General features: G+C 72.5%; 22 protein-coding genes and 1 pseudogene. 16 read left to right on the forward strand and 7 right to left on the reverse strand.

What is annotated here, in order from left to right; all coding sequences use genetic code 11:
• Positions 1–315 (reverse strand): inositol monophosphatase family protein (locus I3F58_RS13835; protein ID WP_308355009.1); only part of this gene is annotated, 315 nt, incomplete at its 3' end.
• A gap of 75 nt (positions 316–390) precedes the next feature.
• Positions 391–693, reverse strand: a complete 303-nt coding sequence (locus I3F58_RS13840) for a hypothetical protein (protein WP_240108718.1) — start codon at positions 691–693, stop codon at positions 391–393.
• A 267-nt stretch (positions 694–960) separates the two neighbouring features.
• On the opposite strand from I3F58_RS13840, the gene I3F58_RS13845 reads away from it, so the two are divergent.
• Together I3F58_RS13845 and holA are read left to right on the forward strand one after the other, a co-directional pair.
• Positions 961–1,206 (forward strand): hypothetical protein, encoded by a 246-nt coding sequence (locus I3F58_RS13845; RefSeq protein ID WP_240108817.1) that lies wholly within the window; start codon positions 961–963, stop codon positions 1,204–1,206.
• Between the two features lie 72 nt (positions 1,207–1,278).
• Positions 1,279–2,262 carry a DNA polymerase III subunit delta gene (gene holA / locus I3F58_RS13850; protein ID WP_240108720.1) on the forward strand — a complete coding sequence of 328 codons (984 nt, stop codon included), beginning with the start codon at positions 1,279–1,281 and terminating at the stop codon, positions 2,260–2,262.
• A 452-nt stretch (positions 2,263–2,714) separates the two neighbouring features.
• On the opposite strand, the gene rpsT is transcribed toward holA, so the two are convergent.
• Positions 2,715–2,981 (reverse strand): 30S ribosomal protein S20, encoded by a 267-nt coding sequence (gene rpsT, locus I3F58_RS13855; protein ID WP_240108721.1) that lies wholly within the window; start codon positions 2,979–2,981, stop codon positions 2,715–2,717.
• Between the two features lie 226 nt (positions 2,982–3,207).
• Here rpsT and lepA point away from each other — a divergent pair, with 226 nt between their 5' ends.
• The 3 genes from lepA (at position 3,208) to hemW (ending at position 8,481) form a co-directional block, all read left to right on the forward strand.
• Positions 3,208–5,076, forward strand: a complete 1,869-nt coding sequence (gene lepA / locus I3F58_RS13860; protein WP_240108723.1) for a translation elongation factor 4 — start codon at positions 3,208–3,210, stop codon at positions 5,074–5,076.
• A gap of 202 nt (positions 5,077–5,278) precedes the next feature.
• Entirely contained in the window at positions 5,279–7,168 is a 1,890-nt protein-coding gene (locus I3F58_RS13865) for a long-chain fatty acid--CoA ligase (RefSeq protein ID WP_240108724.1), read from the forward strand.
• An 80-nt stretch (positions 7,169–7,248) separates the two neighbouring features.
• The gene (gene hemW / locus I3F58_RS13870; RefSeq protein ID WP_240108725.1) at positions 7,249–8,481 is read left to right on the forward strand and encodes a radical SAM family heme chaperone HemW; all 1,233 of its coding nucleotides are present in this window, start codon (positions 7,249–7,251) and stop codon (positions 8,479–8,481) included.
• A gap of 10 nt (positions 8,482–8,491) precedes the next feature.
• Here the strand turns inward: hemW and I3F58_RS13875 are convergent, their stop codons facing one another.
• Together I3F58_RS13875 and I3F58_RS13880 are read right to left on the reverse strand one after the other, a co-directional pair.
• The gene (locus I3F58_RS13875) at positions 8,492–9,295 is read right to left on the reverse strand and encodes a DUF3097 domain-containing protein (protein ID WP_240108726.1); all 804 of its coding nucleotides are present in this window, start codon (positions 9,293–9,295) and stop codon (positions 8,492–8,494) included.
• Between the two features lie 10 nt (positions 9,296–9,305).
• Entirely contained in the window at positions 9,306–10,043 is a 738-nt protein-coding gene (locus I3F58_RS13880) for an MBL fold metallo-hydrolase (RefSeq protein ID WP_240108727.1), read from the reverse strand.
• Between the two features lie 195 nt (positions 10,044–10,238).
• On the opposite strand from I3F58_RS13880, the gene hrcA reads away from it, so the two are divergent.
• The 6 genes from hrcA to I3F58_RS13910 all read left to right on the forward strand — a co-directional run bounded on the left by hrcA (position 10,239) and on the right by I3F58_RS13910 (position 15,879).
• The gene (hrcA, locus tag I3F58_RS13885; protein ID WP_240108728.1) at positions 10,239–11,255 is read left to right on the forward strand and encodes a heat-inducible transcriptional repressor HrcA; all 1,017 of its coding nucleotides are present in this window, start codon (positions 10,239–10,241) and stop codon (positions 11,253–11,255) included.
• Positions 11,256–12,401, forward strand: coding sequence for a molecular chaperone DnaJ (gene dnaJ, locus I3F58_RS13890; RefSeq protein WP_240108729.1), 1,146 nt, complete (start codon positions 11,256–11,258; stop codon positions 12,399–12,401).
• A gap of 221 nt (positions 12,402–12,622) precedes the next feature.
• Positions 12,623–13,744 carry a nitronate monooxygenase gene (locus tag I3F58_RS13895; protein WP_240108731.1) on the forward strand — a complete coding sequence of 374 codons (1,122 nt, stop codon included), beginning with the start codon at positions 12,623–12,625 and terminating at the stop codon, positions 13,742–13,744.
• The gene (locus I3F58_RS13900) at positions 13,741–14,478 is read left to right on the forward strand and encodes a 16S rRNA (uracil(1498)-N(3))-methyltransferase (protein WP_240108732.1); all 738 of its coding nucleotides are present in this window, start codon (positions 13,741–13,743) and stop codon (positions 14,476–14,478) included. The genes I3F58_RS13895 and I3F58_RS13900 overlap by 4 nt, the downstream gene beginning before the upstream one ends.
• Positions 14,479–14,607: 129 nt before the next feature.
• A complete protein-coding gene (locus I3F58_RS13905; RefSeq protein WP_240108734.1) occupies positions 14,608–14,967 on the forward strand; it encodes a histidine triad nucleotide-binding protein in 360 nt (119 codons plus the stop codon).
• Positions 14,968–14,973: 6 nt separating this feature from the next.
• Entirely contained in the window at positions 14,974–15,879 is a 906-nt protein-coding gene (locus tag I3F58_RS13910; RefSeq protein WP_240108735.1) for a ribonuclease Z, read from the forward strand.
• Between the two features lie 47 nt (positions 15,880–15,926).
• Here I3F58_RS13910 and I3F58_RS13915 read toward each other — a convergent pair whose 3' ends face one another.
• Both I3F58_RS13915 and I3F58_RS13920 read right to left on the reverse strand, forming a co-directional pair.
• The gene (locus I3F58_RS13915) at positions 15,927–16,919 is read right to left on the reverse strand and encodes a polyprenyl synthetase family protein (protein ID WP_240108736.1); all 993 of its coding nucleotides are present in this window, start codon (positions 16,917–16,919) and stop codon (positions 15,927–15,929) included.
• Positions 16,920–17,515: 596 nt separating this feature from the next.
• Positions 17,516–18,631, reverse strand: a pseudogene (locus I3F58_RS13920) (tetratricopeptide repeat protein); the annotation flags it as partial.
• A 335-nt stretch (positions 18,632–18,966) separates the two neighbouring features.
• Between I3F58_RS13920 and I3F58_RS13925 the strand changes: the two are divergent.
• From I3F58_RS13925 to I3F58_RS13945, 5 genes are all read left to right on the forward strand, one after another.
• Positions 18,967–20,028 carry a PfkB family carbohydrate kinase gene (locus tag I3F58_RS13925; protein WP_240108819.1) on the forward strand — a complete coding sequence of 354 codons (1,062 nt, stop codon included), beginning with the start codon at positions 18,967–18,969 and terminating at the stop codon, positions 20,026–20,028.
• A gap of 141 nt (positions 20,029–20,169) precedes the next feature.
• Positions 20,170–21,165, forward strand: a complete 996-nt coding sequence (locus I3F58_RS13930; RefSeq protein WP_240108738.1) for a PhoH family protein — start codon at positions 20,170–20,172, stop codon at positions 21,163–21,165.
• Between the two features lie 13 nt (positions 21,166–21,178).
• Positions 21,179–21,676 (forward strand): rRNA maturation RNase YbeY, encoded by a 498-nt coding sequence (ybeY, locus tag I3F58_RS13935; RefSeq protein WP_240108739.1) that lies wholly within the window; start codon positions 21,179–21,181, stop codon positions 21,674–21,676.
• Positions 21,677–21,681: 5 nt separating this feature from the next.
• A complete protein-coding gene (locus I3F58_RS13940; RefSeq protein ID WP_240108740.1) occupies positions 21,682–22,977 on the forward strand; it encodes a hemolysin family protein in 1,296 nt (431 codons plus the stop codon).
• Positions 22,974–23,333, forward strand: a complete 360-nt coding sequence (locus tag I3F58_RS13945; protein WP_240108741.1) for an MmcQ/YjbR family DNA-binding protein — start codon at positions 22,974–22,976, stop codon at positions 23,331–23,333. Before I3F58_RS13940 ends, I3F58_RS13945 begins: the two co-directional genes overlap by 4 nt.
• Positions 23,334–23,355 lie beyond the last annotated feature (22 nt).

The following is a 23,355-nucleotide window of genomic DNA, read 5'->3' on the forward strand; positions in this document are numbered from 1 at the left end:
GACGGCCACCAGCATGTTGCCGACGGCGTAGTTCAGCGTGCCGCACAAAGGATCCACCAACCACTGGCGCACAGCGTCGGCCGCACCCTGCTGCCCGCCTTCCTCGCCGAGAACCGCGTCATCGGGCCGAGCGGTACGGATGACGCCGAGGATCGTCTCCTCGGCCTCCACGTCGGCCGCGGTGGCGAAGTCACCGGCGCCCTTGTCAATGCGAGTGAGCCGCTGGCCGTACATGTTGCGCACCACGTCCGCTCCGGCACGTGCCCCAGCTATCGCAACCTCAGCATCGTCCGAACTCGCGTATGAGTTGATCACGCCGTGCAGAATATCGGGGCGAAGCCACCAACCCGGCGAACCTATGCGGTCACAGCACTAGGTTCGTCTGAGCCGTCAGCCGATGGACGACCCGGGCCCGAGGCGGCGCCGTGTCGGGAAGACTGCCGAGGTGAGGCGGACCAGGGCGCCGGTGACCGTCCCTGTCCCCGTGACCGTCGCGGCCAGGGCGCGGGTGACCGCGCCGGTGAGCAGCGGCACCGGACCGGTGGCGGCGAGAGGTACCGCGATCGGAGCGACGCCGCGCACCTCGGGCAGGTGCGGGCCCGCCACGGCAGGGAGTTCGGCGGTGCGCCGATGGCCTGAGCGCGCCGGGACCGCCTCCTGACGGTCCGGGGCGACGCGACGTCGGAGTCGCACGAGGTCGGCGGTCGGCCGGGCGCGGTCTGCCGCGACCGGGGCGGCGGGTCCGCCACGCACCGGCGAACGGCGCGGCGGGTGCGCCGTGCTCCGGCCCTCGATGTGCGCTCGACGGGCGGATCCACATCCACCGGCCCGTCGCCGAGGCCCGGGCCGTCGACCCCGAGGTGCGGCGGGCCGGCCGGTAGGCGGGGGAGTGGCCTCTCCCTCTCCCTCTCCCTCTCCCACAATGGGGGTGTGAACGACGAGTACGACGGCAGGGACGACGTGGACGACGTGCGGCATGTGCTGGTACTGCCCGACCGCGACGCGGCGGAGGAGGCGGCCGAGGCGCTGGCCGACCAGTACCGGCTGGACGAGGAGCCGCTGCTGGTGCGGGACGCCCTGGCCGGTGAGGACGATGCCGAGGACGCCCAGTGGCTGGTGGTGGTCGAGGACCCGGCCGCCCGGCTGTCCCCGGAGGACCTGGACGCCTTCGCGGCGAAATGGGAGGGCTGGAGGGAGGAGCAGTAGGGGAGGGGACCGGCGGGCGCCGCGTGCGGGCGTCGGGCCCTCGTGTCGGTGGGGCGTGGGATGCTGAGGGGGATGGCCAGTAAGAAGACGACCGATGATCCGCTCGCTCCCGTCACGCTCGCGGTCGGGCAGGAGGACCTGCTCCTGGACCGCGCCGTCCGGCAGGTGGTGGCGGCGGCACGCTCCGCTGACGCCGACACCGACGTACGGGACCTCACCGCCGACCAGGTCCAGCCCGGTACGCTCGCGGAACTGACGAGCCCCTCGCTGTTCGCGGAGCGCAAGGTGCTGATCGTGCGCAACGCTCAGGACCTTTCGGCGGACACCGTCAAGGACGTCAAGGCGTACCTCGCCGCGCCCGTGGAGGAGATCACCCTGGTGCTCCTCCACCCGGGGGGTGCCAAGGGCAAGGGGCTGCTGGACGCAGCGCGTAAGGCCGGGGCCCGCGAGGTCGCCTGTCCCAAGACCACGAAGCCCGCCGAGCGGCTGACCTTCGTACGGCAGGAGTTCCGGGCCCTGGGGCGCTCGGCGACCCCCGAGGCGTGCCAGGCGCTGGTCGACTCCATCGGCAGCGACCTGCGGGAACTCGCCAGCGCGGTCGCTCAGCTCACTGCCGATGTGGACGGCACCATCGACGAGAAGGTCGTCGGGCGCTACTACACGGGCCGGGCCGAGGCGTCCAGCTTCAATGTCGCGGACCGGGCCGTGGAGGGGCGGGCGGCGGAAGCGCTGGAGGCGTTGCGCTGGTCGCTCTCCACAGGAGTCGCGCCCGTGATGATCACCAGTGCTCTGGCGCAGGGAGTGCGGGCCATCGGCAAGCTGTCCTCGGCCCGCGGGGGGCGTCCCGCCGATCTGGCGCGGGAGCTGGGTATGCCGCCCTGGAAGATCGACCGGGTGCGGCAGCAGATGCGGGGGTGGACGCCGGACGGCGTCGCCGTCGCGCTGCGGGCGGTCGCGGAGGCGGACGCGGGGGTCAAGGGCGGGGGCGACGACCCGGAGTACGCGTTGGAGAAGGCGGTTGTGGCGATCGCACGGGCTGCGCGGGCACGGCGCTGAGGGTGCGGCACTGAGGACGGGGGAGCCGGGGACCGGTGCTGAGGTGCGGTCGGCCGGCCACGGGGGAATGCCGGGCGGGCTCTTTCCCGTCCCCTGCCCTCTTCCCGCCCGGCCCGTCCCCTTCCGTGACCGGGGCCCCGCCCCAGACCCCGTTCACCGCGCCTGGGGGCGCCCGCCCCCGCATCCAGCGGGCTGCCGCGCGGCGGAAGGCCGGAGGCCCCGGTCGGTGTCCTGGGGAAGGACGGCGACCGGGGCCTCCGGGCTACGCGTGTGTGAGCCCGTACCCGCGTGGCGAACGCAGGCCGCGTACGGGCTCGGGGTGCCGGTCGGGAGCGTGGTTGAGAGGGCCCGCTGGACCCCGCCCGGCGATCAAGTCGTCCGGTCCGTCACTCCGGGGCGTCAACCCCGGCGCGCCGAGCCGGTTCCGGGGTCACCCCCGGATGGCTGGTGCTTCAGCCCTTGAGAGCGGCAACCTTGGTCGCGAGCGCCGACTTCTTGTTGGCGGCCGCGTTCTTGTGGATGACGCCCTTCGAGACCGCCTTGTCGAGGTTGCGGTTGGCGTCGCGCAGGGCCACGGTGGCCTTCTCGACGTCACCCGCGGCAACGGCCTCGCGGGTCTTGCGGATCGCGGTCTTGAGCGACGACTTGACGGCCTTGTTACGCAGGCGCGCCTTCTCGTTGGTCTTGATCCGCTTCATCTGGGACTTGATGTTCGCCACGAAAGAGCCTTTTCAGGTTCGTAAGGATTTTTCAGCCGTGTCCCACGCTGAGAGGGTGCACGAGACACAGCTACCTAAGCTACCAGCAGCCTTCAGGGCATCCCAAACCGGGCGCTCGTCGCCGTCCGTGGGACCATGGAGGCTGCGTAACGACCCGACGTAGACCCGAGTAGACCGAGCAGAGACCCGGCGAGCCCGCCCGGAGTCTCGAGAATCAGGACCCTGCGTGCCCGCGACCCCCAGCCACGTGCCCGAGCCGAGCCGTACCGACCCGGCACTGATCCGCAACTTCTGCATCATCGCGCACATCGACCACGGCAAGTCGACCCTTGCCGACCGGATGCTCCAGCTCACCGGAGTGGTCGAGCAGCGGCAGATGCGCGCTCAGTATCTCGACCGCATGGACATCGAGCGCGAGCGCGGCATCACGATCAAGTCCCAGGCGGTCCGTCTTCCCTGGGCGCCCACCGAGGGTGAGCACCAGGGGACGACCCACATCCTCAACATGATCGACACCCCCGGTCACGTGGACTTCACGTACGAGGTGTCGCGTTCGCTCGCCGCCTGCGAGGGGACGATCCTGCTGGTCGACGCCGCCCAGGGCATCGAGGCCCAGACCCTCGCCAACCTCTACCTGGCGATGGAGAACGACCTCACGATCATCCCGGTCCTCAACAAGATCGACCTCCCGGCCGCTCAGCCGGAGAAGTTCGCCGAGGAGCTGGCGAACCTGGTCGGCTGCGACCCCGACGACGTGCTGCGTGTCTCCGCCAAGACCGGCCTCAACGTCGACGCGGTCCTGAACCGTGTGGTCCGGGACGTCCCCGCCCCGGTCGGTGTCGCGGACGCCCCCGCCCGCGCGATGATCTTCGACTCCGTGTACGACTCCTACCGCGGCGTCGTCACGTACGTCCGGGTCGTCGACGGCCAGCTCAACAAGCGCGAGCGCATCCGCATGATGTCGACCGGCGCCACCCATGAGCTGCTGGAGATCGGCACCAACTCCCCGGAGATGCTCGCCGCCGACGGCCTCGGCGTGGGCGAGGTGGGCTACCTCATCACCGGTGTGAAGGACGTCCGCCAGTCCAAGGTCGGCGACACGATCACCAGCCAGGCGAAGGGCGCCACCGAGGCGCTCGGGGGCTACAAGGACCCCAAGCCGATGGTGTTCTCCGGCCTCTACCCGCTCGACGGCTCCGACTACCCGGAGCTGCGTGAGGCCCTCGACAAGCTCCAGCTCAACGACGCCGCCCTGGTGTACGAGCCGGAGACCTCGGCCGCGCTCGGCTTCGGGTTCCGCGTGGGCTTCCTCGGCCTGCTGCACCTCGACGTCATCCGTGAGCGGCTGGAGCGTGAGTTCGGCCTCGACCTGATCGCCACCGCCCCCAACGTGGTCTACCGCGTGATCATGGAGGACGGCGCCGAGCACACGGTCACCAACCCGAGCGAGTTCCCCGAGGGCAAGATCCAGGAGGTGTTCGAGCCGGTCGTGCGCGCCACGATCCTCGCGCCCTCCGAGTTCATCGGCTCGATCATGGAGCTGTGCCAGACCCGCCGCGGCACCATGCTCGGCATGGACTACCTCTCCGAGGACCGGGTCGAGATCCGCTACACCCTTCCTCTCGCGGAGATCGTCTTCGACTTCTTCGACCAGCTGAAGTCGAAGACCCGCGGGTACGCGTCGCTCGACTACGAGCCCACCGGCGAGCAGTCCGCGAACCTCGTCAAGGTCGACATCCTGCTGCACGGCGACAAGGTCGACGCCTTCTCGGCGATCACCCACCGGGACCAGGCGTACGCGTACGGCGTGCGGCTCGTCGCCAAGCTCAGGGAGCTGATCCCGCGGCAGGCCTTCGAGGTGCCCGTCCAGGCGGCCATCGGGTCCCGGGTCATTGCCCGCGAGACCATCCGCGCCATCCGCAAGGACGTCCTCGCCAAGTGCTACGGCGGTGACATCTCCCGTAAGCGGAAGCTGCTGGAGAAGCAGAAGGAAGGCAAGAAGCGGATGAAGATGGTCGGCTCCGTGGAGGTCCCGCAGGAGGCCTTCATCGCGGTGCTGTCCAGCGACGAGTCCGCCGGCAAGGACAAGAAGTAGGACGGCGGTATGCCGGTCCGCGAGCGCTCGTCCGGATGACGGGCGGGCGCTCCGGGCCGTTCGTCACGGGTCCGCAGTCGTTATGAACCGGGTATGAACCACCCGACCTCAGCCCCTTACGCAGCGCGCCCCGGCGCTCTAACCTGATCCCGCTCGCGGTTACTCGCGAGTTAAACAGCCGGTCGGCCCACCGGAGGACGCCGTGAGCGACATCCAGACCCAGATCGAGAACCGGCCGCCCTCCGTGGCGGCCCTCTTCCTTGAGCGCGTGGCAAAGACCCCAGACGCCGAGGCCTTTCGCTACCCGGTGCCCTCGGCCTCCGGCCAGGGGCCCGACACCTGGAGGTCGCTCAGCTGGGGACAGGCCGCCGACCGCGTCTACGCCATGGCCGCCGGTCTCGTCGACCTCGGCGTCCGGCCCGAGGAGCGGGTCGCCCTGGCCTCCGCCACCCGTGTGGAGTGGATCCTCTGCGACCTCGCCGTCATGTGTGCGGGCGCCGCCACCACCACGGTCTACCCGCAGACGAACGCCGACGAGGCCTCGTTCATCCTGGCCGACTCCGAGAGCCGCGTCCTTCTCGCGGAGGACGCCGCCCAGCTGGCCAAGGCCCGCGAGCACCGTGCGGACCTTCCGCAGCTCCACCACGTCGTCGTGCTGGACCCCTCTGCCGCAGAACCCGCCGAGGGCGACCCGGAAGGCTGGGTCCTCACCCTCGACGACCTGGAGCGGCGCGGCAAGGCCTACCTGGAGAAGCACCCCGGGGCCGTCAAGGACCGGGTCTCCGCGATCACCGCCGACCAGCTCGCCACCCTCATCTACACCTCCGGCACCACCGGCCGCCCCAAGGGCGTACGCCTCCCGCACGACAACTGGTCGTACATGGCCAAGGCCATCGCCGGGACCGGCCTCCTCCTCCCCGACGACGTCCAGTACCTGTGGCTGCCGCTCGCGCACGTCTTCGGCAAGGTGCTCATCTCCGGCCAGATCGAGGTCGGTCACGTCACCGCAGTCGACGGCCGGATCGACAAGATCATCGAGAACCTGCCGGTGGTCCAGCCCACCTACATGGCGGCCGTCCCCCGCATCTTCGAGAAGGTCTACAACGGCGTCGCCGCCAAGGCCCGCGCGGGCGGCCCCGCCAAGTACAAGATCTTCCAGTGGTCGGCGGGCGTCGCCCGGGAGTACGCCAAGGTCACCCAGGACAGCTTCCGCCGCACCGGCAAGGCCACCGCCCCCTTCGGCCTCACCGCCAAGCACAAGATCGCGGACGCTCTCGTCTACTCCAAGCTCCGTGAGGCCTTCGGCGGGCGGCTGCGCGCCGCCATCTCCGGGTCCGTCGCCCTCGCCCCCGAGATCGGCTACTTCTTCTCGGGCGCCGGAATCCACATCCTGGAGGGGTACGGCCTGACCGAGTCCAGCGCCGCCAGCTTCGTGAACCCCGGCGAGGCCTACCGCACCGGCACCGTCGGCAAGCCGCTGCCCGGCTGCGAGGTCCGGATCGCCGAGGACGGCGAGATCCTGCTGCGCGGCCCCGGCATCATGGAGGGCTACCACGGGCTGCCGGACAAGACCGCCGAGGTCCTGGAGCCGGACGGCTGGTTCCACACCGGCGACATCGGGGAGCTGTCCCCCGACGGCTACCTGCGGATCACCGACCGCAAGAAGGACCTGTTCAAGACCTCCGGCGGCAAGTACATCGCGCCGACCGAGATCGAGGGCTCCTTCAAGGCCGTCTGCCCGTTCGTCTCCAACCTCGTCGTCCTCGGTGCCGACCGGAACTTCTGCACCGCCCTCATCGCGCTCGACGAGCCCGCCCTCCAGGGCTGGGCCTCCGAGCACGGACTGGCCGGGAAGACGTACGCGGAACTCGTCGCCACCCAGCAGGTCAAGGACCTGGTCCAGGGGTACGTGGACCGGCTCAACGAGGGCCTCCAGCGCTGGCAGACGGTCAAGAAGTTCCGCCTGCTGCCGCGCGACCTGGACGTCGAGCACGGTGAACTCACCCCCAGCCTCAAGCTGAAGCGGCCGGTCGTGGAGCGGGAGTACAAGGACCTCATCGAGGAGATGTACGAGGGCGCCCGGGAGGCCTGACGGGCAGGGCTCTCCCGCCGCCGCAACCCCTGCCGCGCACGTGGCGGGGGTTTCCGGCGGCGTGACGGACAATGGACCTCATGCCTTCCGTACTGCCCGACGGCGAGCCCGTGCCCCAGGACGGCTCCCTCCCCCCGTCCGCCCTGCGCGAGGCCGAGCAGCGGCCCCTCGGGTTCTACCTGCACGTGCCGTACTGCGCGACCCGCTGCGGCTACTGCGACTTCAACACCTACACCGCGACCGAGCTGCGCGGCTCCGGCGGCGTGCTCGCCTCCCGAGACAACTACGCCGACACCCTGACGGACGAGGTGCGCCTCGCGCGCAAGGTGCTGGGCGACGACCCCCGGCCCGTCCGGACCGTCTTCGTCGGCGGTGGCACGCCCACGCTGCTGGCCGCCGGTGACCTCGTACGGATGCTGGACGCCGTGCGGGAGGAGTTCGGGCTGGCGGACGACGCGGAGGTCACCACCGAGGCCAACCCGGAGTCGGTCGACCCGGCGTACCTGGCGACGCTCCGTGAGGGCGGGTTCAACCGGATCTCCTTCGGAATGCAGTCCGCGCGGCAGCACGTCCTCAAGGTGCTCGACCGCACCCACACCCCCGGCCGCCCCGAGGCCTGCGTCGCGGAGGCGAGGGCCGCCGGGTTCGAGCACGTCAACCTGGACCTGATCTACGGCACCCCCGGTGAGAGTGACGACGACTGGCGGGCCTCCCTGGACGCGGCCATCGGCGCGGGGCCCGATCACGTCTCCGCGTACGCGCTGATCGTCGAGGAGGGCACGCAGCTCGCGCGCCGCATCCGGCGGGGTGAGGTGCCGATGACCGACGACGACGTGCACGCGGACCGGTACCTGATCGCGGACTCGGTGCTCACCGGGGCCGGTTTCCAGTGGTACGAGGTGTCGAACTGGGCCACCGCCGATGCGGGCCGCTGCCTGCACAACGAGCTCTACTGGCGGGGCGCCGACTGGTGGGGCGCCGGGCCGGGGGCGCACAGCCACGTGGGGGGCGTGCGGTGGTGGAACGTCAAGCACCCGGGCGCGTACGCGGGCGCGCTGGCGGAGGGGCGGTCCCCCGGGGCGGGGCGCGAGGTGCTGACCGACGAGGACCGGCGCGTGGAGCGGGTGCTGCTGGAGCTGCGGCTGCGGGAGGGGTGCGCCATGTCGCTGCTGCGCCCAGCGGGCCTGGCCGCGGCCGGGCGGGCCCTGCGGGACGGACTGCTGGAGCCTGGGGCGTACGAGGACGGGCGTGCCGTCCTCACCCTGCGCGGGCGGCTGCTGGCGGATGCGGTGGTGCGGGACCTGGTGGACTGAGGGCCACGCCCTACGGTGCGGTCACCCAGTCGATCAGGTGCTCCACTCTGCCCAGCAGCTCGGGCTCCAGGTCCTTGTACGAGTGGACCGAAGCCAGGATGCGCCGCCAGGCGGCACCCGTGTCCGGTGGCCAGCCCAGGGCCCGGCACACGCCCGTCTTCCAGTCCTGGCCGCGCGGGACCTCCGGCCACGCCGGGACGCCCAGGGCGGACGGCTTCACCGCCTGCCACACGTCCACGTACGGGTGGCCCGCCACCAGGACGTGCGGGTCCGTGACCGACGCGGCGATGCGGGACTCCTTCGAACCCGGCACCAGGTGGTCCACCAGCACACCAAGCCGCGCGTCCGGGCCCGGGCGGAACTCCCGCACGATCGCGGGCAGGTCGTCGACGCCCTCCAGGTACTCCACGACCACGCCCTCGACGCGCAGGTCGTCGCCCCACACCTTCTCCACCAGTTCGGCGTCGTGGCGGCCCTCCACGTAGATACGCCCCGCCCGCGCCACCCGTGCCCGTGCCCCCGGCACGGCGACCGAGCCGGACGCGGTACGGGACGGGCGTACGGGCGCCGCGCCCCGGGGCCGTACCAGCGTGACCGTACGCCCCTCCAGCAGAAAGCCGCGCGGGACCAGCGGGAACACCCGGTGCCTGCCGAACCGGTCCTCCAGCGTCACCGTGCCCGCCTCACACCCGGCCACCGCGCCGCAGAAGCCCGTGGAGACCTCCTCCACGACCAGGTCGGGCTCGGCGGGGACCTCCGGCGCCGGCGCCTGCTTCTTCCACGGAGGGGTGAGGTCGGAGTCGTAACGGCGCATCCGCCACACGCTACGACACGGCGAACCTGCGGGCCAGCTCCTCCCGTTGGGCGTGTACGAACGCCGCGTCCACCACCGAGCCGTGGCCCGGGACGTACGACGCCTCCTCGCCGCCCAGGGCCAGCAGGCGGTCCAGCGCGGCCGGCCAGCGGGACGGGATGGCGTCCGGACCCGCCTGGGGGGCGCCCGACTCCTCCACCAGGTCGCCGCAGAACACCACCTCCGGCCCGCCCCCGCCCGGTCCCGGCACCAGCAGTGCCAGGTCGTGGCCGGTGTGGCCCGGGCCCACGTTCGCCAGCAGCACCTGTCTGCCACCCAGGTCCAGCGTCCACTCGCCGCACACCCCGTGGTGCGGGTGCACCAGCACGTCCACCGCCTCCGCGGCCTCCGCCTCCGTCACCCCGTGCCGCACCGCGTCGGCGCGCAGCACGTCCCGGTCCCTGACCAGCAGCTCCTCCACCCCGACCGCCCCGTACACCTGCGCCCCGGCGAACGCCGCCGCGCCCAGGACATGATCGAAGTGCGGATGACTCAGTGCGAGATGCGTCACGCGCCGCCCGCCGCCCAGCAGCCCCTGCACCTCGGCGCGCAGCCGCGCGCCCTCCCGCAGCGTGGCGCCCGCGTCGAACAGCAGCGCCGCCTCCTGACCCACCACGAGCCCGGCCGTGGCGTCCCAGACGGGCAGCCGCCGACGGCCCACGCCCTCCGCGAGCCGTTCCCACCCGGAGCCTTCCCAATCCACGTCCATACGGCGACCATACGGCGACGTCCTCCTTGGCGCGCTCGGCCGTCGTGTGGTGTGATCTGGCGCCCTTGCCTTGCCAGGCCATGGACTCGGCGCCTTACACTGGCGGCGGGGATGATTGGCACTCGGGCATGGTGAGTGCCAGCAGACGTCGGACGGAGACGTCGACCGGGACCGGAGCCAGCTGGAGGTGCGCGCGTGCTGAGTGAACGCAGACTCGAGGTGCTGCGCGCCATCGTCCAGGACTACGTCGGCACCGAGGAGCCGGTCGGCTCCAAGGCGCTCACCGAGCGTCACCAACTGGGCGTCTCGCCGGCCACGGTCCGCAACGACATGGCCGTACTGGAGGAGGAGGGGTTCATCGCCCAGCCTCACACCAGCGCCGGACGCATCCCCACGGACAAGGGCTACCGCCTCTTCGTCGACCGGCTCGCCGGGGTCAAACCGCTGTCGTCGCCGGAGCGCCGGGCCATCCAGAACTTCCTGGACGGCGCCGTCGACCTGGACGACGTGGTGCACCGTACGGTCCGGCTGCTCGCTCAGCTCACCCGCCAGGTGGCGGTCGTCCAGTACCCGTCGCTGACGCGGTCGACCGTGCGCCATGTGGAACTGCTGTCGCTGGCGCCGGCCCGGCTGATGCTGGTGCTGATCACGGACACCGGGAGGGTGGAGCAGCGCATGGTCGACTGCCCCGCGCCGATCGGCGAGACCTCCGTCGCCGACCTGCGGGCCCGGCTCAACAGCCGGGTCGTCGGGCGGCGCTTCACGGACGTGCCGGAACTGGTTCAGGACCTCCCGGACTCCTTCGGGACGGAGGACCGGGCGACGGTCTCCACCGTGCTGGCGACCCTGCTGGAGACGCTGGTGGAGGAGACCGAGGAGCGGCTGGTGATCGGCGGTACCGCCAACCTCACCCGCTTCGGGCACGACTTTCCGCTGACCATCCGGCCCGTGCTGGAGGCACTGGAGGAGCAGGTCGTGCTGCTCAAGCTGCTCGGAGAGGCGACCGACCCGAAGATGACCGTGCGCATCGGGCACGAGAACGCCCATGAGGGGCTGAACTCCACGTCCGTCGTCGCGGTGGGCTACGGTTCAGGCGGCGAGGCGGTGGCGAAACTCGGCGTGGTCGGACCGACCCGCATGGACTACCCCGGAACGATGGGAGCGGTACGCGCAGTGGCACGTTACGTCGGACAGATCCTGGCGGAGTCGTAAGTGGCCACGGACTACTACGCCGTACTCGGCGTGCGCCGCGACGCGTCCCAGGACGAGATCAAGAAGGCCTTCCGGAGGCTCGCCCGCGAGCTGCACCCGGATGTGAACCCCGATCCGAAGACGCAGGAGCGGTTCAAGGAGATCAACGCCGCCTACGAGGTGCTGTCGGACCCGCAGAAGAAGCAGGTCTACGACCTCGGCGGTGACCCGATGTCCTCCGCGGCCGGCGGACCCGGCGGGGGCGCCGGCGGCTTCGGCGCGGGCGGCTTCGGCAACTTCTCCGACATCATGGACGCGTTCTTCGGCACGACATCCCAGCGCGGTCCCCGGTCGCGGACGCGGCGCGGCCAGGACGCGATGATCCGCCTGGAGGTGGAGCTCGAAGAGGCCGCCTTCGGGACGACCAAGGAGATCCAGGTCGACACCGCGGTGGTGTGCACCACCTGCTCCGGCGAGGGCGCCGCGCCCGGCACGTCGGCGCAGACGTGTGACATGTGCCGCGGCCGTGGTGAGGTGTCGCAGGTGACGCGGTCCTTCCTGGGCCAGGTCATGACCTCGCGGCCGTGCCCGCAGTGCCAGGGCTTCGGCACGGTCGTGCCGACTCCGTGCCCCGAGTGCGCGGGCGACGGGCGGATCCGGTCCCGCCGGACCCTGACCGTCAAGATCCCGGCCGGTGTCGACAACGGCACGCGCATCCAGCTTGCGGGTGAGGGCGAGGTCGGCCCGGGCGGCGGCCCGGCCGGTGACCTGTACGTGGAGATCCACGAGCTGCCGCACTCGGTGTTCCAGCGGCGCGGCGACGACCTGCACTGCACGGTGACCATTCCGATGACGGCGGCGGCGCTGGGCACGAAGTGCCCGCTGGAGACGCTGGACGGGATGGAGGAGGTCGACATCCGGCCGGGCACGCAGTCCGGTCAGTCGATCCCGCTGCACGGACGCGGCGTCACGCACCTGCGGGGCGGTGGGCGCGGCGACCTCATCGTGCACGTCGAGGTGCAGACCCCGCAGAAGCTGGACCCGGAGCAGGAGCGGCTGCTGCGGGAGCTGGCGAAGCTGCGGGGCGAGGAGCGGCCGACGGGGCAGTTCGCGCCGGGCCAGCAGGGTCTGTTCTCCCGGCTGAAGGACGCGTTCAACGGGCGGTGAGTCGCCACGGCGGGGCGGGCCCCTTCCGCGGGGCCCCGCCTCGCCGGGCTCCCGGACACCGGCGGCGGACGTGCCTGCCGGGCCCGCCCCGCCGGTGGTTCCGTGGTGCCCGCGCCCCCTGGCGCGCAGCCCCGTTCGAGCAGGGGACTCCCCGGCACCCCGCGGAAGGGCTGCCCGCAGCGGAACGGCCCGGCCCTCCGGGGCGTGACAGGATGCGGGGCATGTCCTCCGTGGTGAGCGGTCTCTGCCGGGTTCCGATCGTGCAGGCCCCTATGGCCGGCGGCGGGTCCTGCCCCGAGCTGGCCGCCGCCGTGGGCGAGGCCGGGGGGCTCGGGTTTCTCGCGGCCGGGTACAAGACGGCCGACGGCCTGTACCAGGAGGTCCAGCGGGTGCGGGGGCTCAGTTCCCGGGCCTTCGGGGTCAATCTGTTCCTGCCGCAGGAGCCGGTGCCCGGTACGGGCACCGGCTCCTGCGCGGCGGCCGGCACCGAGCCCCCCGCCGCCGCCGTCGAGCTGTACCGGCAGCAGCTCGCCGGGGAGGCCGCCTGGTACGGCACGCGGCTCGGTGACCCCCACGCGGGGCGCGACGACGGGTACGACGCCAAGGTGGCGATCCTGCTGGACGACCCCGTGCCGGTGGTGTCCTTCACGTTCGGGTGCCCGGGCCCCGAGGTGCTGGAGGCGTTCGGCCGCGTCGGCACCCGGACCGTGGTGACGGTCACCACTCCCGACGAGGCCCTGGCCGCCGAGCGTGCCGGGGCCGACGCCCTGTGCGTGCAGGGCGTCGAGGCGGGCGGCCACCAGGGAGTCTTCCGGGACGACCCCGAGAGCCGGCCCGGGGCCCTGGGCACCGGGCTGCTCGCCCTGCTTGGTGCCGTCCGCGAAGCCGTACGGCTGCCGCTGATCGCCGCCGGCGGCATCATGCGCGGCAGTCAGATCGCCGCCGTCCTCGCCGGGGGCGCGGACGCCGCACAGCTCGGCACCGCGTTCCTGGCCTGTCCCGAGTCCGGGGGGCACCCCCTCCACAAGCGGGCCCTCACCGACCCGCTGTTCACCCGTACCGAGCTGACCCGGGCCTTCTCCGGCCGCCCGGCCCGGGGCCTGGTCAACCGGTTCCTGCGGGAACACGGTCCCTACGCCCCGGCCGCGTACCCGGAGGTCCACCACCTCACCAGCCCGGTCCGCAAGGCCGCGGCCGAGGCGGGTGACCCCCAGGGCATGGCCCTGTGGGCCGGGCAGGGCCACCGGCTGGCCCGGGAACTGCCCGCCGGGCGGCTCGTCGAAGTCCTCAACTCCGAACTCCGGTCGGCCCTCGCGGCGCCGTCCCTGAGAGGTATGTCATGACCGCCCCCGTCTTCGTCGTCGAGCAGGTCCCCGCCGGGCCGGAATTCGTCCTGGAGGGCCCGGAAGGGCGGCACGCGGTGTCGGTGCGGCGACTCGCCCCCGGTGAGGACGTGGTCCTCACCGACGGGCTGGGCCGCTGGACGGAGGGTGTCGTCAAGGCGGCCGAGGGCAAGGACCGGCTCGTCGTCACGGACCTGGCCGGGATCCGGGAGGAGCCGGAACCCGACCCGCGCATCACCGTCGTCCAGGCCCTCCCCAAGGGCGACCGGGGCGAACTCGCCGTCGAGACGATGACCGAGACCGGGGCCGACGCGATCGTGCCCTGGCAGGCCGCCCGCTGCATCACCCAGTGGCGCGGCGACCGGGGCGCGAAGTCCCTGACGAAGTGGCGGAACACCGCACGCGAAGCCGGCAAGCAGTCCCGCCGGGTCCGCTTCCCCGAGGTCGCCGGGGCCATGACGACCAAGCAGGTCGCCCAGCTGCTGGCGTCCGCCGACTTCGCGGCCGTCCTGCACGAGGAGGGATCCGAGCCGCTGGCCACCGCCGGCCTCCCCGCGCACGGCCACATCGTGCTGGTCGTAGGCCCCGAGGGCGGGGTCTCGCCCGACGAGCTCGCCGCCTTCGCGGAGGCAGGCGCCCGGCCGTACCGGCTGGGCCGCAGTGTGCTGCGCACCTCCACGGCGGGCACGGCCGCCACCGCGCTGCTGCTGGGGCGGACGGGGCGCTGGTCCTGAGTAGCCCGCGGGTACGGCCCGGGCCTGCGGGGCGCCCGGGGTGCCGCTGTTCCCGGTGGATCCGGGATGACCGGCGGATAGGGTACGGACGTACGTACCTGTCAGCCGAGCCGAGAGAGGGCCGTCCGCATGGCCGGAGAGCCGCAGAGCGACTGCCTGTTCTGCAAGATCGTGGCGCGGGAGGTGCCCGCGACGATCGTCCGGGAGACCGAGACGACCCTCGCCTTCCGTGACATCAACCCGCAGGCGCCGACCCACGTGCTGGTCATCCCCAAGGTGCACTACCCGGACGCGGCCTCCCTCGCCGCGGCCGAGCCCGGGATCACCGCCGACGTCCTGCACGAGGCCGGTGAGGTCGCCGCGGACGACAAGGTCGACGGCAGCGGCTACCGCGTGGTGTTCAACACCGGCAGCGGCGCCGGACAGACCGTCTGGCACGCGCACGCCCACGTCCTCGGCGGGCGCGGCCTCGAGTGGCCCCCCGGGTAGGACACCGTGTCCGTCCGCGAACTCGTCGTGCTGGGCACCGCCAGCCAGGTGCCCACACGCCACCGCAACCACAACGGCTACCTGCTCCGCTGGGACGGCGAGGGACTCCTCTTCGATCCCGGTGAGGGCACCCAGCGGCAGATGCTGCGTGCCGGAGTCGCCGCGCACGACATCCACCGGATCTGCGTCACCCACTTCCACGGCGACCACTCCCTCGGCGTCGCCGGGGTGATCCAGCGCATCAACCTGGACCAGGTCCCGCATCCCGTCGCCGCGCACTACCCGGCGAGCGGGCGGAGGTTCTTCGAGCGGCTGCGGTACGCCACGGCCTACCGCGAGCGGGCCCGGATCGACGAGGCACCCGTCGCCGCCGACGGTGTCGTCGCCAGGACGAAGGCGTACGCGCTGGAGGCCCGCAGGCTCTCCCACCCCGTCGAGTCGTACGGTTACCGGCTCACCGAGCCGGACACGCGGCGCATGCTGCCGGAGCGGCTGGCCGCGCACGGCATCGAGGGGCCGGACGTCGGGCGCATCCAGCGGGACGGCGAGCTGCGCGGGGTACGGCTGGAGGACGTCAGCGAGGAACGGCGCGGGCAGCGCTTCGCGTTCGTCATGGACACCCGCCTGTGCGACGGCGTCCACGCCCTCGCCGAGGAATGCGACATGCTGGTCATCGAGTCGACGTTCCTCGACGAGGACGAGACGCTGGCCGTCGAGCACGGCCACCTGACGGCCGGCCAGGCCGCCTCCGTGGCACGGGACGCGGGGGTGCGCCACCTCGTCCTCACCCACTTCTCGCAGCGGTACCACGACCCGGCCGCCTTCGAGAGGCAGGCCCGGGCGGCCGGGTTCGACGGCGAACTGACCATCGCCCAGGACCTCGTACGGGTCCCGCTGCCCAAGCGGCGGTAGGGACACCGCGGGAGGACCCGCCCGGCCCCGGCCCCGGTGGCCGGGGCCTACACCGCCCGGTCCGCCAGTACGGCCAGCAGCGCCTCCAGGTCCCGCACCGCGCCGGGGGCGAGCGGCGCGCCGCGGAGGCAGGAGCGGGCCGCGTCCAGCCGTTCCCGAGCCTCCGCCAGGACCGCGGCGCGCCCGCCGGCCTCCTCCACCAGCGTGGCCACCCGGGTCACCGTGGCCCCGGCCATGGGGCGGTCCGACTCCAGCAGCGCGGCCAGCTCGCGGGCGGGAGCGCCGCCACGGGCCAGCGCGGCCAGCACCGGGAACGTCTTCTTCCGCTGCCGCAGGTCTCCGTGCACGGGCTTCCCGGTCACCGCCGGGTCGCCCCAGACGCCCAGCAGGTCGTCCACCGCCTGGAAAGCCACGCCCAGGTGCCGTCCCGCGGCGTCCAGCGCGGCCACCGTCCCGGCGGGCGCCCCGGCCAGCTGCGCGCCGAGCGCCGCCGCGCAGCCCAGCAGGGCGCCCGTCTTGTCCTCCGCCATGGCCCGGTACGCGTCCAGCCGTACGGCGTCGGGCCCGGTCCAGGGACGGCGCTCGAAGCACAGGTCCTCGGACTGGCCCCGCATCAGCGCGGTCAGCGTGTCGCACAGCCGCCGTACCGCCGCGCCGGTGTGCGGGCCCTGCGCCTCGGCCAGGGCCTGCACGGCGAGCGCGAACAGGGCGTCCCCGGCGAGGACGGCGGGCCCGGTGCCGTACGCCTTCCACACGGTCTCCCGCTGCCGCCGCAGGGCGTCGCCGTCCATGATGTCGTCGTGCAGCAGCGAGAACGCGTGCACCAGCTCCACGGCCACCGCGCCCGCGACGGCGACCCGGCCGTCCGCCCCGGCCGCCTCGGCTCCCAGCACCGCGAGCGCCTGCCGCACCCCCTTGCCCTCGGAGGCCCCGGACGCCGGGGTGCCGTCGGTACGGCTCCACCCGAACGCGTACGCCGCCATCTCCCCGGTCCAGGGATGGAGCGTCCCCACCGCCTCCACCAGCGCGGGCCGCACCATCCCCCGGCACCGTGCAAGCACGGCACCACCGCCCGCACCGAGGACGCCGGTTCCCTCCGGCTGCCCGCCCGCGCCGCCTCGCAGCCCTCCGCCGGCCGCCCCGGCCGGGGTGCCGGGTCCGTCTCCGCGCCCGAGGCGCCCGGCAGGCAGGTCCGCGGGGGTGACGGCATCCGGGCGCGTGGCTGTCCGGCCCGTCTCCGGCGGGGGAGCGGCCGGGGACGTCATGGTTCGCGTCCTCACCGCGCCACCTCCGCCCCGGTGTCCGCCGCCGGTGTCGTGTCACCACTGGCCGCGCGGGCGTCCGCTCCCGCCGACGGGAGGCCCGCCGCTCGGTTCCCGGCCGCCCCGGCTCCTGCCTGCGCCTGCGCCGAAGGCTCCGCACCCGGTGCCTGCGCCGCGGTCTCCGCGGGGACCCGTAGCGGGTGACCCCGGTCCGCGTCCGCCTCCGGTCCGTCCGCCGCGGGTCCGGCCGGGACCCGCACCGCCGTGTCACCGTCCGTGTCCGTACCCGGCCCGTCCGCCGTCGGCGCCCTCTCGGGGCGGGTGTTCACGCCCGCCAGCGCCCGCGTGTTCGCTGTGGACAGGCGCGCCGCGGCCGTGGCCGTCTCCGGGGCCGCCACCCCGTTCGCGCGGGTCGCCGGGAGGGGGCCCACGCCCAGTTCGGCCGCGGCCTTGTCGGTCATGTCACGGGCGTGATGCAGGCCTATGCGGTCCAGAGTGGCGCGGAGGGCGGCCAGTTCGGTGGCCGTCTCCGACGGGGCGCGGCCCAGCCGGGCCCGGGCCTTCACCAGGCCGAGGCGGGACAGGGCCGTGCCGCGCGGTTCCTCCATGGTGCTGAACTCCTCCAGCGCCAGGGCGTACATGTCGCGGGCCTCCGCGTACCGGGACGCCCGGTAGAGGACGTTCCCGCGCATCTTGTGGTTGTAGGCCAGCGCGCTGGTCAGCCGCATGGCACGGCAGGTCTCCTCGGCCTCCGACAGCAGCGCCAACGCCCGCTCCACGTCCCCGTCCCGTACCGACAGCACGTCCGCTATTCCGCGCAGCGCCCACGCCCTGCCGCGCTGGTCGTCGGCCCGCCCGGCGGTCTCCGCGGCCTCTTCGAACAGTTCCAGCGCCTTGTCGTGGGCCCCGGTGTTCCGGTGCATCTGCGCGATGCCCTCCAGCGCCCACACCGTGTGCCGCGCCTCGCCCCGCCGCCTGGCCTCCGCCAGAAGCTGCTCGTGAAGCTCCCCGACCGCTTCGTAGTCGCCCTGGATGCGGCCCGTCTCGGCCAGCCCGGCCAGCGAATAGCCGCGTACGACGATGTCCCCGCCCCGCTCGCCCAGTTCGGCGGCCAGCCGCAGCAGCCGGTACGCGAGCCGCAGCGCGCCCCGCTGCCGGGCCAGCGTGCCGCCGCTCCACAGCGCCCAGGCCATCGCTGCGGTCTCACCCGCCGCCCGCGCCGCCCGGTAGCTCGCCTTCCACGCCCGGTCCGCCTCCGCGTGCCGCCCCAGCCTCCGGTACGCCTCCGCCACCGCGAGTCCGCACCGCGCCGTCTCCCGAAGGTCCCCGGACGCCTCGGCCGCCCGCAGTTCCCCGACGCCCTTGTCCAGGACGTCCGTCAGCGACGCGTTCACCGACAGCGAGCCCAGGGCCCCCTGGTACTCCGGCGCGACCGCCTTCCCGCGCGCCTCCGGCCGAACCCGCACCCGCTCTGTCTGACCAACCGTCATCTCGCACCCTCATCGTTCGACTTGGTGGTGATCAAGACGGTCTGACGGCGCGCGGGTTCCATCGAATCCGTGATGTCCATCCCCGTACGGGCGCGGGTCCTCCTCGAGTGCTACGCATTCCGTACGAGCCTCGTCGGTGAGTTGTACGGGGCCCACCCGCCGAAGCCCGGTGATCACAGCGCGTCGCCGCCCGGAATCGGGCAGACTGTCGTCAATCCGCACCGCATCCGCACCGCGCGACCGGGGAGCCCACCGTGACCACATCCGCCACCCCCGCCGGAGAACGGCCCGCCGGAGACCGGCCGAAGCGTCAGCACACCGCCGGGGTCGACCCGCTGGGCACGCTCCGTACTCCCTCGGACCCGGAGTGCGATGTGTACCTGACCGGCCCGGTGTTCCTCGACATCATCTTCACCGGTCTCGACAGCGCCCCCGTCCGCGGCACCGAGACCTGGGCCCGCGGCATGGGCTCCAGCCCCGGCGGCGTCGCCAACCTGGCCACCGCCCTCGCCAGGCTCGGGCTGCGCACCTCACTGGCCGCCGCGTTCGGGGACGACCACTACGGCGAGTACTGCTGGGACACCCTGGCACGCGGCGAGGGCATCGACCTGTCCCGGTCGCGCACCGTGCCCGGCTGGCACTCCCCGGTGACCGTCTCCATGGCCTACGACGGTGAGCGCACCATGGTGTCCCACGGTCACGAGGCCCCGCCCCCGGAGGGCGCCCTGCCGTCCTGCCCGCCACGCGCGCGTGCCGCCGTCGTCTCCCTCGCGCCGGGCCGTCAGGAGCCGTGGGTGGCCGAGGCCGCGCGGCGCTCCACGCGGGTCTTCGCGGACGTGGGCTGGGACGACACCGGCCGCTGGGATCTGGCCGCGCTGCCCGACCTGGCCCACTGCGAGGCCTTCCTGCCGAACGCCCAGGAGGCCATGCGCTACACCCGTACCGACTGTCCCCGCGCCGCCGCCCGCGCCCTCGCGGACAGGGTGAGGCTCGCGGTGGTCACGCTCGGCCCCGAGGGTGCGTACGCGGTCGACAGCGGCACCGGCGAGACCGCCGAGGTGCCCGGCATCGACGTCACCGCCCTGGATCCCACGGGCGCCGGGGACGTGTTCGTCGCGGGGTTCCTGACCGGCACCCTCGCGGGCTGGCCGCTCCACGACCGTCTGGCGTTCGCCGGGCTGACGGCGGCGCTGTCGGTGCAGGAGTTCGGCGGGTCGCTCTCCGCACCCGGCTGGGTCGAGATCGCGGCCTGGTGGCAGTACGCGCAGAGCTGCTCCACCGAGGACCCGGCCGCGCTGCGCCGCTACTCCTTCCTCGACGCCCTGCTGCCCGCCCCCGCCCGGCCCGTACCGCTGAGCAGGGCGGTGCCCACCATCGGTTTCCGCCGCTCGGCCTGAACCCCGGGGCCGCACCCGGACTCCTCCGGCCGTAAAAGCCTTCAGCGTTGTCAGCCGGACGCCGTACCCTGGACAGTCCAGAGGTTGTCGAGCGGCGAGAACCCTGCAACAGGAGGTATGCGCAGGCCAGAGAGCCGGCCCATGACTCAGACACCCACAGACCAGGTACGAGCCCACTTCACCGTACCCGCGAAGCACCCGATGGTGACCGTGCTCGGCTCGGGTGACGCGCTGCTCCGTGTGATCGAGAACGCGTTCCCGCACACCGACATCCACGTCCGGGGCAACGAGATCAGCGCCACCGGCGACGCCACGGAAGTCGCCCTCGTCCAGCGCCTGTTCGACGAGATGATGCTGGTACTGCGCACCGGGCAGCCGATGACGGAGGACGCCGTGGAGCGGTCCATCGCCATGTTGAAGGAGGAGACCGGGGGAGCGGCCGTCGAGACGCCGTCCGAGGTCCTCACCCAGAACATCCTCTCCAGCCGCGGACGCACCATCCGCCCCAAGACGCTCAACCAGAAGCGGTACGTCGACGCGATCGACAAGCACACGATCGTCTTCGGGATAGGCCCCGCCGGTACCGGAAAGACGTACCTGGCGATGGCGAAGGCCGTCCAGGCACTCCAGTCCAAGCAGGTCAACCGGATCATCCTGACCCGGCCGGCCGTCGAGGCGGGCGAGCGGCTCGGCTTCCTGCCGGGCACGCTCTACGAGAAGATCGACCCCTACCTGCGGCCTCTCTACGACGCGCTGCACGACATGCTGGACCCGGACTCGATCCCCCGCCTGATGGCCGCCGGGACGATCGAGGTCGCGCCGCTCGCGTACATGAGGGGCCGGACCCTGAACGACGCGTTCATCATCCTCGACGAGGCGCAGAACACGAATCCCGAGCAGATGAAGATGTTCCTCACCCGGCTCGGTTTCGACTCGAAGATCGTCATCACTGGTGACGTGACGCAGGTGGACCTGCCCAACGGGACCAGGAGCGGTCTGCGCCAGGTCCGGGAGATCCTCGAAGGCGTCCCCGACGTCCACTTCTCACTTCTCACGTCGCGCGACGTCGTCCGGCACAAGCTGGTGGGCCGTATCGTCGACGCGTACGAGAAGTACGACAGCCGCAACGGGAAGTAGACCGAACAGCACCATGTCGATCGACGTCAACAACGAGTCCGGCACCGAGGTCGACGAAGAGGCCATCCTCGACGTCGCCCGCTACGCGCTCACGCGCATGCGCATCCACCCCCTCTCCGAGCTGTCGGTGATCGTCATCGACACCGAGGCGATGGAGCAGTTGCACATCCAGTGGATGGACCTGCCGGGCCCGACGGATGTCATGTCCTTCCCGATGGACGAGCTGCGTCCGCCGGCCAAGGACGACGAGGAGCCCCCGCAGGGGCTCCTCGGTGACATCGTGCTCTGCCCCGAAGTGGCCGAGAAGCAGGGCCGCGAGGCCCCGACGGAGCACTCCATGGACGAGGAGCTCCAGCTCCTCACCGTCCACGGGGTGCTGCACCTGCTGGGCTACGACCACGAGGAGCCCGACGAGAAGGCCGAGATGTTCGGGCTCCAGGCGGCGATCGTCGACGGCTGGCGCGCGGAGAGGGGTCTCACCGGCCCCTCCCCGGCGCCGACCGTCTCCTGACCGCCATGACGGCCCAACTGGTTCTCGGCGCGGTCGCGCTGGTGATCGTCGCCTGGCTCGCCGCGTCCGCCGAGGCCGGGATCGCCCGGGTCTCCAGCTTCCGCGCGGCCGAGGCCGTACGGAACGGGCGGCGCGGTGCCGCCAGGCTCGCTCAGATCGCCTCGGACCCCACCCGCTACCTGAACGTGGCCCTCCTGGTGCGCGTCGCCTGCGAGATGGCCGCCGCCGCGCTCGTCACGTACGTGTGCCTGGAGGAGTTCGAGGAGACCTGGAGCGCGCTGGTCGTCGCGATCGGCGTGATGGTCCTCGTCTCGTACGTCGCCGTCGGTGTCTCGCCGCGCACCATCGGCCGCCAGCACCCGCTGAACACGGCCACCGCCGCCGCGTACGTGCTGCTGCCGCTGGCCCGGATCATGGGTCCGGTCCCGCAGCTGCTGATCCTCATCGGCAACGCCCTGACCCCTGGCAGGGGCTTCCGCAAGGGCCCCTTCGCCTCCGAGGCGGAGCTGCGCGCCATGGTCGACCTGGCCGAGCAGGAGTCCCTCATCGAGGACGAGGAGCGCCGGATGGTGCACTCCGTCTTCGAGCTGGGCGACACCCTGGTGCGCGAGGTGATGGTGCCGCGCACCGACCTGGTGTCCATCGAGCGGTACAAGACCATCCGCCAGGCCCTCACGCTCGCGCTGCGGTCCGGCTTCTCCCGTATCCCCGTCACCGGGGAGAACGAGGACGACGTCGTCGGCATCGTGTACCTCAAGGACCTCGTCCGCAAGACGCACATCAACCGGGACGCCGAGAGCGATCTGGTGTCCACCGCCATGCGCGCCGCGACCTTCGTGCCCGACACGAAGAACGCCGGCGATCTGCTGCGCGAGATGCAGCAGGAGCACAGCCATGTCGCCGTCGTCATCGACGAGTACGGCGGCACGGCCGGGATCGTCACCATCGAGGACATCCTGGAGGAGATCGTCGGGGAGATCGCGGACGAGTACGACCGCGAGCTGCCGCCCGTGGAGGAGCTGGGGGACGGCCGCTACCGCGTCACGGCCCGGCTGGACATCGGTGACCTGGGCGAGCTGTTCGGCCTGGACGCGTACGACGACGAGGACGTCGAGACGGTCGGCGGCCTGCTGGCCAAGTCCCTGGGACGGGTCCCGATCGCCGGGGCGACAGCGGTGGTGGATCTGCCGGACGGCCGGTTCCTGCGGCTCACCGCCGAATCCCCGGCGGGGCGGCGCAACCGGATCGTGACGGTCCTGGCGGAGCCCGTACCGCCGCATCCGGAGGAGGAGGCGGAGTGACACCGGAGCAGCTGCGGGCGTTCTGCCTGGACTTCGCCGACGCGGTGGAGGACTTCCCGTTCGGGCCGGAGACGTCCGTCTTCAAGGTGGCCGGGAAGATGTTCGCGCTCACCGCGCTGGACGGCTCACCGCTGACGGTGAACCTGAAGTGCGAGCCGGAGAACGCGGTACGGCTCCGTGCCGAGCACCCCTCCCTGATCGCCCCCGGCTACCACATGAACAAGCGCCACTGGAACACCGTCACCGTCGACGGGGACCTCCCCGAGCGGCTGGTCCGGGAGCTGATCGAGGACTCGTACGACCTGGTGGTCGCGGGGCTGCCGCGGGCCGAGCGCCTGAGGCTGGACCGCGGCTGATCCCGGTCCCGATCTATGCTCG

Source organism: Streptomyces sp. MUM 203J, assembly GCF_022414595.1.
In the GTDB taxonomy this organism is placed as follows: domain Bacteria; phylum Actinomycetota; class Actinomycetes; order Streptomycetales; family Streptomycetaceae; genus Streptomyces.